The sequence below is a fragment of the Streptomyces sp. NBC_00080 genome, from assembly GCF_045041255.1.
GTDB lineage: Bacteria > Actinomycetota > Actinomycetes > Streptomycetales > Streptomycetaceae > Streptomyces > Streptomyces coriariae.
On record NZ_CP108235.1, the window covers coordinates 8,489,256 to 8,502,231 of the forward strand.

At 72.3% G+C, this 12,976-nt stretch carries 14 protein-coding genes; 7 read left to right on the forward strand and 7 right to left on the reverse strand.

Features of this window, described 5'->3' with window-relative positions; translation table 11 throughout:
- Positions 1 to 39: 39 nt before the first annotated feature.
- Positions 40 to 336, reverse strand: coding sequence for an antibiotic biosynthesis monooxygenase (locus OHU34_RS37930; protein ID WP_142268862.1), 297 nt, complete (start codon positions 334 to 336; stop codon positions 40 to 42).
- 264 nt (positions 337 to 600) lie between these two features.
- On the opposite strand from OHU34_RS37930, the gene OHU34_RS37935 reads away from it, so the two are divergent.
- The 5 genes from OHU34_RS37935 to OHU34_RS37955 all read left to right on the forward strand — a co-directional run bounded on the left by OHU34_RS37935 (position 601) and on the right by OHU34_RS37955 (position 6,785).
- Positions 601 to 1,581 (forward strand): fumarylacetoacetate hydrolase family protein, encoded by a 981-nt coding sequence (locus tag OHU34_RS37935; protein WP_230197017.1) that lies wholly within the window; start codon positions 601 to 603, stop codon positions 1,579 to 1,581.
- Positions 1,578 to 2,513, forward strand: coding sequence for a VOC family protein (locus OHU34_RS37940; RefSeq protein ID WP_142268860.1), 936 nt, complete (start codon positions 1,578 to 1,580; stop codon positions 2,511 to 2,513). Before OHU34_RS37935 ends, OHU34_RS37940 begins: the two co-directional genes overlap by 4 nt.
- A gap of 50 nt (positions 2,514 to 2,563) precedes the next feature.
- Positions 2,564 to 3,865 (forward strand): histidinol dehydrogenase, encoded by a 1,302-nt coding sequence (gene hisD / locus OHU34_RS37945; protein ID WP_142268859.1) that lies wholly within the window; start codon positions 2,564 to 2,566, stop codon positions 3,863 to 3,865.
- Positions 3,862 to 4,632 (forward strand): SDR family NAD(P)-dependent oxidoreductase, encoded by a 771-nt coding sequence (locus OHU34_RS37950; RefSeq protein ID WP_142268858.1) that lies wholly within the window; start codon positions 3,862 to 3,864, stop codon positions 4,630 to 4,632. Before hisD ends, OHU34_RS37950 begins: the two co-directional genes overlap by 4 nt.
- Before the next feature lie 251 nt (positions 4,633 to 4,883).
- Positions 4,884 to 6,785 (forward strand): hypothetical protein, encoded by a 1,902-nt coding sequence (locus OHU34_RS37955; protein ID WP_405770669.1) that lies wholly within the window; start codon positions 4,884 to 4,886, stop codon positions 6,783 to 6,785.
- Positions 6,786 to 6,787: 2 nt separating this feature from the next.
- On the opposite strand, the gene OHU34_RS37960 is transcribed toward OHU34_RS37955, so the two are convergent.
- Positions 6,788 to 7,195 (reverse strand): nuclear transport factor 2 family protein, encoded by a 408-nt coding sequence (locus OHU34_RS37960; RefSeq protein WP_142268856.1) that lies wholly within the window; start codon positions 7,193 to 7,195, stop codon positions 6,788 to 6,790.
- 79 nt (positions 7,196 to 7,274) lie between these two features.
- On the opposite strand from OHU34_RS37960, the gene OHU34_RS37965 reads away from it, so the two are divergent.
- A complete protein-coding gene (locus OHU34_RS37965; protein WP_142268855.1) occupies positions 7,275 to 7,838 on the forward strand; it encodes a PadR family transcriptional regulator in 564 nt (187 codons plus the stop codon).
- A gap of 5 nt (positions 7,839 to 7,843) precedes the next feature.
- Positions 7,844 to 8,572: a class I SAM-dependent methyltransferase gene (locus OHU34_RS37970; RefSeq protein ID WP_142268854.1), complete on the forward strand. Its 729-nt coding sequence runs from the start codon at positions 7,844 to 7,846 to the stop codon at positions 8,570 to 8,572.
- Positions 8,573 to 8,601: 29 nt separating this feature from the next.
- Here the strand turns inward: OHU34_RS37970 and OHU34_RS37975 are convergent, their stop codons facing one another.
- The 5 genes from OHU34_RS37975 to OHU34_RS37995 form a co-directional block, all read right to left on the reverse strand.
- Positions 8,602 to 9,360 carry a GntR family transcriptional regulator gene (locus OHU34_RS37975; RefSeq protein ID WP_142268853.1) on the reverse strand — a complete coding sequence of 253 codons (759 nt, stop codon included), beginning with the start codon at positions 9,358 to 9,360 and terminating at the stop codon, positions 8,602 to 8,604.
- Positions 9,361 to 9,515: 155 nt separating this feature from the next.
- Positions 9,516 to 10,682 carry a serine hydrolase domain-containing protein gene (locus tag OHU34_RS37980; protein ID WP_405770675.1) on the reverse strand — a complete coding sequence of 389 codons (1,167 nt, stop codon included), beginning with the start codon at positions 10,680 to 10,682 and terminating at the stop codon, positions 9,516 to 9,518.
- A 107-nt stretch (positions 10,683 to 10,789) separates the two neighbouring features.
- On the reverse strand, positions 10,790 to 11,194 hold the full coding sequence (locus OHU34_RS37985) for a nuclear transport factor 2 family protein (RefSeq protein ID WP_142268851.1): 405 nt from the start codon (positions 11,192 to 11,194) through the stop codon (positions 10,790 to 10,792).
- Positions 11,195 to 11,204: 10 nt separating this feature from the next.
- A complete protein-coding gene (locus OHU34_RS37990; RefSeq protein WP_230197025.1) occupies positions 11,205 to 12,173 on the reverse strand; it encodes an acetylxylan esterase in 969 nt (322 codons plus the stop codon).
- Between the two features lie 87 nt (positions 12,174 to 12,260).
- Positions 12,261 to 12,848: a hypothetical protein gene (locus tag OHU34_RS37995; protein ID WP_142268849.1), complete on the reverse strand. Its 588-nt coding sequence runs from the start codon at positions 12,846 to 12,848 to the stop codon at positions 12,261 to 12,263.
- Positions 12,849 to 12,976: the final 128 nt, after the last annotated feature.

The following is a 12,976-nucleotide window of genomic DNA, read 5'->3' on the forward strand; positions in this document are numbered from 1 at the left end:
GATCCTTGCGGACGTAGGAACAGGTGGGGGAGATCGGGTTCAGCGCGGGACGGGTTCGTCGTAGTGCTCCACGGCCGGCGGCGCGGCGAAGAACGGTCCGACCAGCGCGCGCCAGCGCCCGAAGCGCTCGGACTCCCGGAAGCCGACCGTGTGGGCCTCGACGGAGTCCCAGCCGACCAGCAGCAGGAACCCCCGCGGCCGCTCGACGCAGCGCAGCAGCCGCGCCCACCGGAAGCCGTCGGCCTCCGCGAGCACCTCCCGCGCCGTACGGAAGACCTCCTGGAACTCCTCCTCCCGGCCGGTCTCGACGGTCAGTTGGGCATGCTCGACGACCACGGCGGACTCCGTTGGTTTCCTCGGGACGGGGGTGCTCCGAGCCTGGTCGGGGCCGCCCGCGCGGTCAACGGATCGAGGCATCGCCAAGGGGGACGTCATCCATCCCGTACGGCGATGGAGGTACCGCGCGGTGAAGCCGCCCCCCGGCGCGGCCGGGTGCGGGCACGCCGGTGATGGCAGGCATCGCCAACGGCCATTTCCGCCGCCGCCCCGGGCTGCCTAGCGTCGACGGCGAGCCCCCCACCCGGACGAGGAGAGCCGCCCGTGCCCGATCCACTCCCCACCCATGCCGGACCCTTCGCGCTCGGCACGTTCCGGACGGCCGGCGACGACCCGGCATCCCGCCCCTTCCCCGGTCTGGTGACCGGGGCGCGGGTGCGCGACCTGTCCGACCTGGTGCCGTCCGTGCGCGCCCTGGTCGAGGACTGGGACACCTGGCTGCCCCGCCTCGCCGGACTCGCCGGACGCGCCGACGGAACCTGGCACGACCTGGCCGGCCTGCGGATCCTCGCCCCGATCGAGCCGGGGCAGATCCTCCAGAGCGGCGCCAACTACCGCAAGCACGTGGTCGATCTGGTCGCCGCCGAGAAGGAGAGCGTGCACGGCGCCACCCCCGATCAGGCCCGCGCCGACGCCGAGAAGATGATGGACGAGCGGATCCGCACCGGGGTCCCGTACGTCTTCCTCGGCTCTCCGCGCGCGATGTGCGGCCCCTATGACGACATCGTCCTGCCCGCGCTCGGCGAACAGCACGACTGGGAGCTCGAACTCGCCCTCGTCATAGGGAAGCCGGGCCGGAACATCGCTGCCGAGGACGCCTACGACCACGTCGCCGCCTACACCGCCTGCAACGACCTCACCACCCGCGACCGTCTCTACCGGCCCGACCTGAAGGCCATCGGCACCGACTGGTTCACCGCCAAGAACGCCGACACCTTCCTGCCGACCGGCCCCTTCCTGGTGCCCGCCGCCTTCGCCGGGGACCCGGGCGGCCTGCGGATCACCCTGCGCCACAACGGTGTCGTACGGCAGGACGAGTCGACCAAGGACATGATCTTCGACATCCCGCGGCTCATCGCCTACGTCTCGACGACCACCACCCTGCAGCCCGGCGATCTGCTGCTCACCGGCTCCCCGGCCGGCAACGGCGCCCACTGGGGCGTCTTCCTGCGCCCCGGGGACGTGCTGGAGGCGGAGATCACCGGCCTGGGCCACCAGCGCAACACCGTCAGGAGCGCACCGTGACGTCCTCCCTCATCACCCATCTGCGCCATGTCGACCTGGCCGTACCGGACTTCGCGCGGCAGCGCGCCTTCTACGGCACCACCTGGGGCCTGACCGAGGTGGCGAGCGACAGCGGTCTCGCCTTCTTCGCCGCCGAGGGCAGCCCCGAGAACTACGTCGTGCGGATCCGCGCGGACGAGCGCAAGCGGATGGACCTCGTCGCCTTCGGGGCGGTGTCCGCGGCGGCCGTCGACGAACTCGCGGTACGACTCGGCCGGGCCGGGATCCGGCTCATCGGGGAGCCGGGCGCGCTGGACACCCCGGGGGGCGGCTACGCCCTGCGCTTCTTCGACCCCGACGGCCGTGTCGTCGAGGTCTCCGCCGAGGTCGCCACCCGCGTCCACCGCAGGATCGAGGAACGCGAGGCGATCCCGGTCCGGCTCTCCCACTGCGTGGTCAACTCCCAGGACCCGGCGCGGCTGCGGGACTTCTACGTCGAGCACCTCGGCTTCCGGCTCACCGACACCCTGTACTCCGCGCACATGGGCGACCTCATGTACTTCCTGCGGTGCAGCCCCCTGCACCACTCCTTCGCCATCGCGCGCGGCCCCCATGTCTCCCTGCACCACACCTCGTTCGAGATGCGGGGTGTCGAGGAGTACATGCGTGGCACCGGCCGGGCACTGCGCGCCGGGACGCGGCTGACCTGGGGTCCTGGACGGCACCTCGCGGGCGACAACACCTTCTCCTACTTCCACGACCCGCACGGCAACACGGTGGAGTACACCACCGAACTCGCCGTCCTCGAAGAGGACCTGTGGCACCCCGGACGGCATGACGTCGACGACCCGCTCACCCAGGACCAGTGGGGCACCGCCGACCCGATGAGCGAGTCGGTCGCCAAGGAGCAGTTCAACGACCCCGACGTGCTCTTCGAAGCGCCGCCCGTGTGACGCCGCTCCCTCCCCTCCTCCCCTCCCTCTCCCCGAGAAAGGCCGCAGTCGTGGCAGAGATCCTGAAGCACGCCGTACCCAGGGCCGAGGTGACCGCCTCCCTCGATCAGGTGCGCGCGACCGTGTCCGACGTCATCGCCGACGTACGAGAGCGCGGTGACGCGGCCGTGCGCGAGTACTCCGAGAAGTTCGACGACTGGAGCCCGGAGTCGTTCCGGCTGTCCGGGGCGGAGGTCGCCGCGATCGTCGCGTCGGTGCCGGCGCAGGTCATCGAGGACATCCGGTTCGTCCAGGAGCAGGTGCGCGCCTTCGCCCGCCGTCAGCTCGACTCCCTGGGGGAGTTCGAGGTGGAGACCCTGCCCGGGGTCCGGCTGGGGCAGAAGCACCTCCCCGTGCAGGCGGCCGGCGCGTACGTCCCGGGCGGCCGGTACCCGCTGACCGCCTCCGCCCACATGACCATCGTGACCGCGAAGGTGGCGGGCGTGCCGCGGGTCGTGGCCTGCACCCCGCCGATCCGCGGAGAGATCCCCGCCGCCACCGTCGCCGCGATGCACCTCGCGGGCGCGGACGAGATCTGGCTGCTCGGCGGGGTTCAGGCGGTGGCGGCGATGGCCGTCGGCACGGACACCATGCGGCCCGTGAACCTGATCGCCGGACCCGGCAACGCCTATGTGGCGGAAGCCAAGCGGCAGTTGTTCGGAGAGATCGGCATCGACCTGTTCGCCGGGCCGACCGAGATCCTCGTCCTCGCCGACGAGCACGCCGACCCGTTCGTGTGCGCGGTCGACCTGCTCTCCCAGGCCGAGCACGGCCCCGACTCCCCGGCGGTCCTGATCACCACCTCGCGGGCGGTCGCCGAACGGACCGTCGCCGAGGTCGAACGGCTGCTGCCCGGCCTGCCCACCCGGGACTTCGCCGAGCCCGCCTGGCGCGACCACGGCCAGGTTCATGTCGTCGACTCGATCGACGAACTGTACGCACTGGCCGACGAGTTCGCCTTCGAACATGTGGAGGTGCTGACCGCCGAGCCGAGGCTCGCCCTGGAGCGGATGACCCAGTACGGCGCCCTGTTCCTCGGCGAGGGCACCTGTGTGTCGTTCGGCGACAAGGTCATCGGCACCAACCATGTGCTGCCCACCCGGGGCGCCGCCCGCTACACCGGCGGCCTGTGGGTGGGGAAGTACCTCAGGACCGTCACCTACCAGGAGGTCACCGACACCGGCTCGCAGGCCCTGCTCGGCCGGCTGTGCGGGCGGGCCTCGCGGGTGGAGCTGTTCGAGGGGCACGCGCGCTCCGGTGACGTCCGCGCGGCACGGGCCGCGGGTGACGCGCTGCCCTGGAACACCGCGTGAGCCTCGACGGGCGGACGGCGCTCGTCACGGGCGGGGGAGGGCCGCTGGGCCGGGCGTTCGCGCTGGCGCTCTCGGCCGCGGGCGCCCGGGTCCTGCTGACCGGCCGCGACCGGGCGAGCCTGACCGAGGCGGCGGAGCGGGTGGCCGAAGGGGGCGGCGAGGCGCGTACGGCGGTCTGTGACGTGTCCGACCCGGTCTCGGTCCGCTCCCTGGCCGCCGAACTCGCCGACGAGAAGGTGTCGTTGCTCGTGAACAACGCCGGGGTCGCGGGCCCGGTGCGCCCGCTCGTCGACGTCGAACCCGAGGAGTGGGACGAGGTCTTCGCCGTCAACGTCCGCGGGGTGTACCTGATGTGCCGGGCGTTCCTGCCGCCGATGCTCGCGGCCGGACGCGGTGACGTCGTCAACGTCGCCTCCGTGAGCGGCAAACGCCCGCTGCTCAACCGCACGCCCTACACGGCCTCCAAGACGGCCCTGCTCGGCCTGACCCGCACCCTCGCCGGCGAGGTGGGGCCGAAGGGCGTGACGGTCAACTCCCTTTCACCCGGCCCGGTGCGCGGCCCGCGCATGGACCGCAACTTCCGCCTCACCGCCGAGCTGACGGGCTGCACGGTCGAGGAGGCCGAGCACGACTTCGCGTCCCGGGCCGCCCTGGGCCGCCTGGTCGAGGAGGACGAGGTCGCCCGGGCCCTGGTGGCGATGCTCGCCATGCCGGGGCTGTGCGGCGCGGACATCGACCTGTCGGCGGGCATGATCGCGCCCTCCTAGACGGCGCCTTTCACGACCCTGTGTCACCACTGTGGACCGGGCGGTGCGATCCGAGGCATCGGGTTCCCGAATGGCTGCGCGCGACCTCTACTGCCAGGTGGGGCAGGCTGATTCACTCCCTCGTGCGCACCCCTGGTGCCCCCGCCCGTGCCGTCCGGGCCTCTGTCGCCGACGGCGGGCGCTCACGCTGCGCGACGACGCACCCGGTCTCCGGGCGCGACGGCGCGAATCGACCTCTGGGAAGGCAAGCAATGACGCTGATCACCCGACGCTCGATCCTGATCGCCGGTACCGCCACGGCCGGCGCGGTCCTCATCCCGACGACCGCCGCCACCGCGGGGACCAAGAGTTCCGGCAGGACACTCACGGTCGGCTCCGGCGAGACGTACGAGGTGGCCGCGACCACCCGGCTGAGCGTCCTCACCCTCGCCGGGGGCGGGGCGATCGCGGCCCCGGCCGGCCACGGCCTCACCCTGACCGTCGACGGCGTCGAGACCGGACAGCTGCTGACCGCGACGGGCGGCACCGCCACCCTGATCCGGCCGGGCACCTACCGCGGTGACGTCGTCCTCACGGTGGCGGCCGCCAACGACGTCACCTACGAGACCCTCACCTTCCCCTTCCGGCAGGCCCTCTACGTCGACGGTGACGGTGTCGACCGCGACCGCTCCGTCCTCGCCGCGGTGACCGGCGGAAAGCTCACCGACACCCTGGCCCGCGGCATCTCGATCACCTCGACCGGCGAGTGCTTCGACGGCGTCTTCGTGCAGGACGGTACCTACACGCTCCAGCGGCCCGTCATCTCCCTGACCGGCAACGGCCGTTGCGACTTCGCCGGCTACGGCGCCGCGGTCGTCGGCGACGGATCCGCGACCACGCTCGTCGTGGACGGCGCCCGGATCAGCACCAAGGGTGTCGTGCGCACCGGGGTCATCTCGAACGACGGCGCGAACGTGGTGGTGAAGAACTCCACCGTCCACACCCGCAACGGCGTGCTGCCCGCCGACTACCGGGCCACGGTCGAGACCCCGTACATGGAGTCGGTGCCCTGGATGCTGGGCCTCGACGGCAATGTCCGCGCCACCAACCTCATCGGCAAGGACAGCAGGGCCACCTACATCGGCTCCACCGTGTTCTCGGAGACCTGGGGTGCCCTGTCGGTGGAGGGCGGCAGCGGGCTGAAGCTGACCGCGATCAACAGCCACATCGGCAACACGGGGGAGTACGGCTACGGGACCTACGCCATCGGCGACGCCACCGTACGCGTCCTCGGCTCCCGGTTCGACGTGGGCAGCTACGCGACCATCATCGCCGGTCCGGCCGCGGTCGTGCACTACGGCGACAGCACCCGCGAGGCGGTCGCCGCCCTCGACGCGGAGCTGGAACTCGGGCTCACCCGGGCCGAGTCGGCGGCCCTGCCGGTCCGCAACACCGTCGTGAACTCCGGTCACTTCGGCTACATGTTCTTCGGCGCCGGCACGCTCACCCTCGACGGCGGCACGGTGATCAACTCCGAGCGCGCCACCTTCCTCAACAAGGGCCAGCAGACCGCCATCACCGTCGACGGTTCGGGCGGCGCCCGCCTGAACCCGCGGGACGGCGTCCTCCTCCAGATGATCGAGCTGGACGACCCGGGCCCGGTGAACGTCGGCGGCAGGATGATGAACGTCGGCGTCTACACCGAGCCGACGACCGACCCCGTCAGGAACGCGTCCTTCGACGTCACCGCCGTCCACTCCACCGACGGCGCGGCCACCTTCACCGCCATCGACCTGGAGGGCGACTTCTACAACGGCATGCGCAGCGGCAAGAACATGGTCCTCGCCTTCGAGGGGGCGACGCTCAAGGGCGTGATCTCGGCGGCGAAGGCCGAGCACCGGGTGCCGTCGATCGACGCGTCCACCTTCTACGAGCTCGGCATCGTCACCAACACCGCGCGGCCCGCCGTGAACAACGGCGCGATCGTCCGGCTCGGCAGCGGCTCCGTCTGGACGGTCACCGGGACGTCGTACCTGACCTCGCTGACCCTGGCCGCCGACGCGGCCGTGAAGGCGCCGCGCGGCAGGAGGGTGACCCTGGCCGTCGACGGGACGCCGACGGCCCTCACGCCGGGTGCGACCTATACGGGAGCCCTCACCCTCACGGTTGCCTGACGTCAGGAGGCGGAGGCCGACCGGGCCTCCGCCTCCTTCAGGATCTGGTCGAACCGGGCCCCCATCGCCGCCGCGAGCGCCTGAGCGCCCGACAACGGGCGGACCATGACCGTGAGTTCGTCGATCAGCCCCTCCTCGTTCAGATGGATGAAGTCGCAGCCGGTCAGCTCCCGCTCGCCCACCCGGGCCCGGAACACCAGCGCGTGGTCACGCCCGTCGCCCCCGTCGAGCTCGCGCTCGTAGCGGAAGTCCTCGAAGACCCGGGTCACCCCCCGCAGGATCGACGCGGTGATCGCCTTGCCCGGGTACGGCTTGAACACGACGGGGCTGGTGAACACCACGTCCTCGGCCAGCAGCGCTTCGACGGCATCGAGATCGCCGGCCTCGACCGCCTCGCGGAACGCGCGCATCGGATCACCTCATCGCATGATTGGTAAATTTGTTGAGTAGGTGTCGATGACAATAATCGCCTCCTGCTAACGTGTCCATATGTCCCTCAAGTACGCCGTCCTGGCCGCCCTCCTGGAAGGCGAGGCATCGGGCTACGAGCTGTCGAAGGTCTTCGACGTCTCCCTCGCGAACTTCTGGCCCTCGACCCCGCAGCAGCTCTATCGCGAACTGGAGCGCCTCGCGCAGGACGGCCTGATCGAGGCCCGGGTGGTGCAGCAGGAACGCCGGCCGAACAAAAGGATGTTCACCCTCACCGAGGCCGGCCGCGCGGACCTGGACGCCTTCGCCGCCACCCCGCCGCGGCGGCCCACCGCCATCCGCGACGAACTCCTCATCAGGATCCAGGCCATGGACGGCGTGGACCCCGAGGTGACCCGCGCGCTGGTCGAGGAGCGCAGGACCTGGTCCCGCGCCAAGCTCGACCGCTACCTGCGGGTGCGTGACCGCCTCCTCGACGGACGCACCGAGGACGTGTACCTGACCGAGGCCGACCGGATCGGCCCCTATCTGACGCTGATGGCCGGCATCGCCTTCGAGGAGACGAACCTGGCCTGGTGCGAACGCGCCCTGCTGCTCCTGAAGCGGCGGACGGCCGTAGGCTGACGCGGATGTTCAGTCCCGAAGGCCCCACGCTGCGCGAACTCGCCGTCCAGGCCCTGTCGTCCGTCGAGCACGGCTACGACCTCCTCGCGCCGAAGTTCGACCACACGCCCTTCCGCACGCCGGACGCCGTCCTGGACGCGGTCGCCTCGGCCCTGAAGGACTCCGGCCCGTACGAGGACGGCCTCGACCTGTGCTGTGGCACGGGTGCGGGGGTCGAGGTCCTGGCGACGGTGTGCCGGGGGAGTGTGACGGGCGTCGACTTCAGCGCCGGCATGCTGGCCCAGGCGCGTCGGCGGATCCGTCCGGCGGGCCCCCGGGTGTCCTGGGTGCGCGCGGACGCCCGGGCCCTGCCGTTCACCGCCGCCTTCGACCTCGTCGTCAGCTTCGGCGCGTTCGGGCACTTCCTGCCCCGCGAACTGCCGGACCTGTTCGCCCGGGTGCGGACCGCGCTGCGGCCGGGCGGATGCTTCGCGTTCCCCGTCCTGGCCCCGCCGAGGCGCTCCTCGCCGGCGTTCTGGATGCTGCTCGGCTTCGACGCCGTGATGCGGGTCCGCAACGCCCTGTGGCGGCCGCCGTTCGTGATGTACTACCGGGCCTTCCGGCTCGGTGACGTGCGGCGCGAACTGGAGCGCGCCGGGTTCCGCGTGGACCTCCGCGCCCTGCCCGAGTTCGGGACCAGGAGCGACGGAAGTCCACGGGTGCGCATGGTCGAGGCGCGCCGGACGGACCGCTGAGACGGTACGCGGAGCCGGTCCGGACGGGATCAGCCGGCCGCGGGCAGCGTGAACGCGTAGACCAGTGCCTCCCGCCGGGTGTCCACCACCAGGTCGGTGATCTCCAGGGGGCGCGCGTACTGGTCGTGCACGCGCCGGGTGACCCGCATCGACGGGTCGTCGTCGAGATGCGTGATGCAGTCCCGGTGGTGCAGGGTCAGACCGGCCCGGCGCATCCAGTCGTAGGCCCGCCGGAGCTCCGGGGAGGCGTTCGAGTCGGCGCGGTCGCGGTAGCGGGCCAGTTCCTCCACCTCGGCCAGGGCGACCGCGGAGAAGGACGTGACGGCCGTACGCAGACCGCGTCCGTCGGCGCGGGCGGACTCGTAGCGGTGCACCAGCGTCGGCCGGTGCGGGGCGAGTCCGAGCGCCTCGGCGTGTGCGGGCGGGGGCGTCTCCCAGCTGACGGCGGCGCGGGCCACCGCCGACGCGTCGTCCGCGGGCCGCGCGCCCACGGGAAAGGCGAGGAACGACGGGGTGCCGAGCGACCCGGCCGGCAGGGCGGCGTGACTGCCCCGCCGGTCGGTCTCGACCAGTCCGTCGCTCCGCAGGACCTCCAGGGCCTGCCGTACGGTCTGCCTGCTGACGCCGAAGTGTCCGGCCAACTGCCGCTCGGCCGGCAGTCGTTCGCCGGGTGCGATGGTGCCCTCGCGCAGCTCGCCGAGCAGTTCCGCGGCGATCCGCCGGTACAGCGGTCCTTCGCCGGGGTGCGGGTGGACATCAGGGGTGGTGGGGGTGGTGCTGCGGGCCATGCCGCGCGCCTCCTGTGGGTGACGTGCCGTGGTCGTGCGGACTCGGTGCGCCACCAGATCTAGCATTGGTCTAAACCAGCAGGGAAGGGCGGGCCGCCCGATCGGCCGAAACCGGACCGCTCCGCACCGTCCGCGCGGCCGCGCCGCGCCGCCGCTCAGAGCGCGCTGTACAGGGCGTCCACCAACGCTGTCTTCCGCGGGTCGTCGGCGATGTGCGGCCCCATGCGGTTCATCACGTACCCCAGCGACACCCCCGCCTCCGGGTCGGCGAGCCCGCACGAGCCGCCGAAGCCGTCGTGTCCGAAAGCGCGCGGGTTGGGTCCGTACGATCCGTTCGGACCGCTGAGCCACAGCCCGAGCCCGATCTCCGTCTCGTGCGCGAACCCCGCCCCCAGCACCAGGTCCCGGCAGGCGCCCTGTCCCTCGCGCACCCGCTCGGCCGCCTCGGGGGACAGGACGCGATGCCCGCCGTACGCGCCCCGGCCGGCGAAGATCCCGTAGAGCGCGGCCACCGCCCGAGCGGTGCCGTGGCCGTTCGCGGCCGGGATCTCCGCGGCCCGCCAGCGCGGCGAGTTGGCCTCGCTCGCGCCCGCCGCCGGATTGGTCAGGGCGGTGACGGCCGCCGGTGCCAACTGGCTCAGGATCGCGGCCTGTTCGCTGGACGAGGCGACCGGCGGATGCACCAGCTCGGCCGCCCGCCCGGCCTCCTTCTCCGGCAGCCCGATCGTGAAGTCGACGCCCAGCGGACCGGTCACCTCCCGCTCCAGGAAGGCCCCCGGCAGCAGCCCCGACACCCGCCGCACCAGCTCCCCGACCAGGAAGCCGTAGGTGAGCGCGTGATAGCCGGACCGGGTGCCCGGCTCCCACCAGGGCTCCGTGGCCGCTAGGCGGGCGGTGGTGAGCTCCCAGTCGTAGAGCTGATCGAGGGAGTGCGGCTCGCGCAGCCCGGCCAGGCCCGCCCGGTGGGACAGCAGATGCCGGACCAGGACGCGCTCCTTGCCCGCCGCGCCGAACTCCGGCCAGTACACGGCCACCGGAGCGTCGAGGTCGAGCAGGCCCCGGTCGGCGAGGATGTGCGCGCACAGCGCCGTCGGGCCCTTCGACGTGGACCACACGTTGACCACGGTGTCCCGCTCCCACGCGCGCGTGCCCGCCGCGTCGGCCCGGCCGCCCCACAGATCGGCCACCATGGCGCCGTCGACCGTGACGCTCACCGCGGCGCCCAGCTCGCCCCGGTCCCGGAAGTTCTCCTCGAAGGCCGCGCGCACCGCCGCGAACCGTGGATCGCAGTGGCCGTGTATCTGTGGCACGTGCTCGGACATGGAGCCTCCGTGGTCCGCCGGAACCCCGGACCGCTACGGTGCGGCCCGGGCACCCCGAACGTACCGACTGGTCGGACTGGAGGGAAGTGTGCCGAACAGGTCCTGGATCACAGGAGAAAGGTCTGCCCGGTCGGCTCCCGGTGGCCCTCCGCCGTGTGCCAGTAGTCGCGTGACTCGACCGCCAGCCCGGCCTCGTCGAACCGGACGAAGACGCAGCCGGCCAGCGTGCCGGCCGCCCCGTCCTCGTCGGCCAGCACCCGGAACTCCGCCACCGCGACCCGGTCCGCGCCCACGAGCGGGGGCGAGAACCGTACGTCGGTCACCCGCTCCGCCGCGAACGACCAGCGCAGATATGCCTCCAGCTCGGCCCGTCCCCGGTGCGGCGCGCGGAACGGCATCGACCGGTGGACGCAGTTCTCGGCGTACAGCTCCAGCAGGGCCGTCACGTCGTGCGACGCCCAGGCCCGCTCCCACACCCCGGTGAACCGCTCGGCGGCGGCCCGTGTGTCCATGCCCCGGCCGTCAGAGGTACGAGCGCAGCCAGCGCAGCTTGGCCGCCTCCTGGTAGGGGCCGCCGCCCTCGTGGTCGTTGAAGTCGTACACCTCGATCTTCTTGTCCTCGTGCGCCCAGGCGTTGAAGGCGGCGAACACCGTCGACGGCGGGCAGGTCTGGTCCTCCAGGGCCGCCGAGAACAGCGCGGGAGCCGAACCCCGGGACGCGAAGTGCACCCCGTCGAAGTACGCCAGGGTGTTCAGGACGTCCTTCGAGCGGCCGCGGTGCGTCTTGAGGAACAGACCTATCTCGCGGTACGGGTGACGGTCCGTCAGTACCGCGGCGCGCGGGAAGTCGCACAGGAACGGCACGTCAGGGGCGATGCCCGCGAGATCCGGTACCAGGCCGCCCACGGCGATGGTGATGCCGCCGCCCTGGCTCCCGCCGATCGCCACGGTCCGTGCCGCGTCGGTCAGCGGGTGGGAGCGGGCCGCCTCGACCGCGCGCACCGCGTCCGTGAACACCCGGCGGTAGTAGTAGTTCTCCGGGGCGTCGATCCCCCGTGTCATGAAACCGGGGTACGAGGGCGCACCGCCCACCGGGTCGGGGGTGCCGCCGCCACCGCCCCAGGCGCTGCCCTGGCCGCGGGTGTCCATGATGAAGTGCGCGCGGCCCGTCGACGCCCACAGCAGATGCTCGTGCGGCAGTCCGCGCCCACCGCCGTAGCCGACGAACTCCACGACCAGCGGCAGCGGTTCCTCCGTCCCGGCGGGCAGCGTCAGCCAGCCCTTTACGGGATGCCCGCCGAATCCGGCGAAGGTCACGTCGTACACCTGCACCGTGGTCAGACCCGTGTCGACCGGCTCGAAGCGGGCGTCCAGGTCGTGCTCACGGGCCTCCTGGAGGGTCTTGGACCAGAACGCGTCGAAGTCCTCGGGCTCGGGGGACGCGCTGCGGTAGGTGCGGAGCTCCTCGTCGGTCAGGTCGAACAGGGGCATCAAGGACCGCCTTTTGTTAAGTGCCCATACGAATGATCACACCGTACGTGGGCACCGGGAGACCTCGCCAGACCCTGGTCAGGACCTTCAGGCGGGCCTGCGGCGGGTCCACTGGGGTTCCGTGCGGGCCCACTCCCGCTCCCACTCGCCCAGCCGGTGCCGCATCGACACCCGGCGGATCACGGCGTGCCCGAGCAGCACCACCACGGCCGTACCCCCGGCCGCGCACGCACCCATGGTGAGCGTGTGCTGCCACACCATGGTGTCGTTCGGCGGCGGTTCGACGTTGCGGCCCCGCGTGTCGAACCAGACGTCCACCATCTCGCCCGCGTGCGTGCCCGCCGGAACCCGGGCGGTGGCCGTCCGCGCCGGCTCGCCCGGCGGGGTCCACCGCACGGCCACGGTGGACATCTGCTGTCTGACGCCCTCCACCGAGGGCAGGGCCTCGGGAGGGTGACCGACGACCTCGGCCCGGACCCGGTGGCGTTCGGCCCGCAGCCGGTCCGCGACCGCCTGGGCGTCGGCATGGCCCCACTGGCCGGCGAGCGCCCCGGCGAGCGGCACGGCGACCAGCAGAAGCACGGCGACGAACAGCGCCGTCCACGCCTCCACCACGTCCGACCGGCGTCGCAGCGGATTGTCCCGCCGGCGCCAGCCACGCACCCGGTCTCGCATGTCGACCTCCTCGCCGTCACGCGTACGAGTGCCCACATGAGCGACATACCCCGTTCGGAGTACATCGTTTCACGCATCGTTCACGTCGGCCCGTCGGCAGCCGTGGGACGCCGGGGACGAGTGGGGAG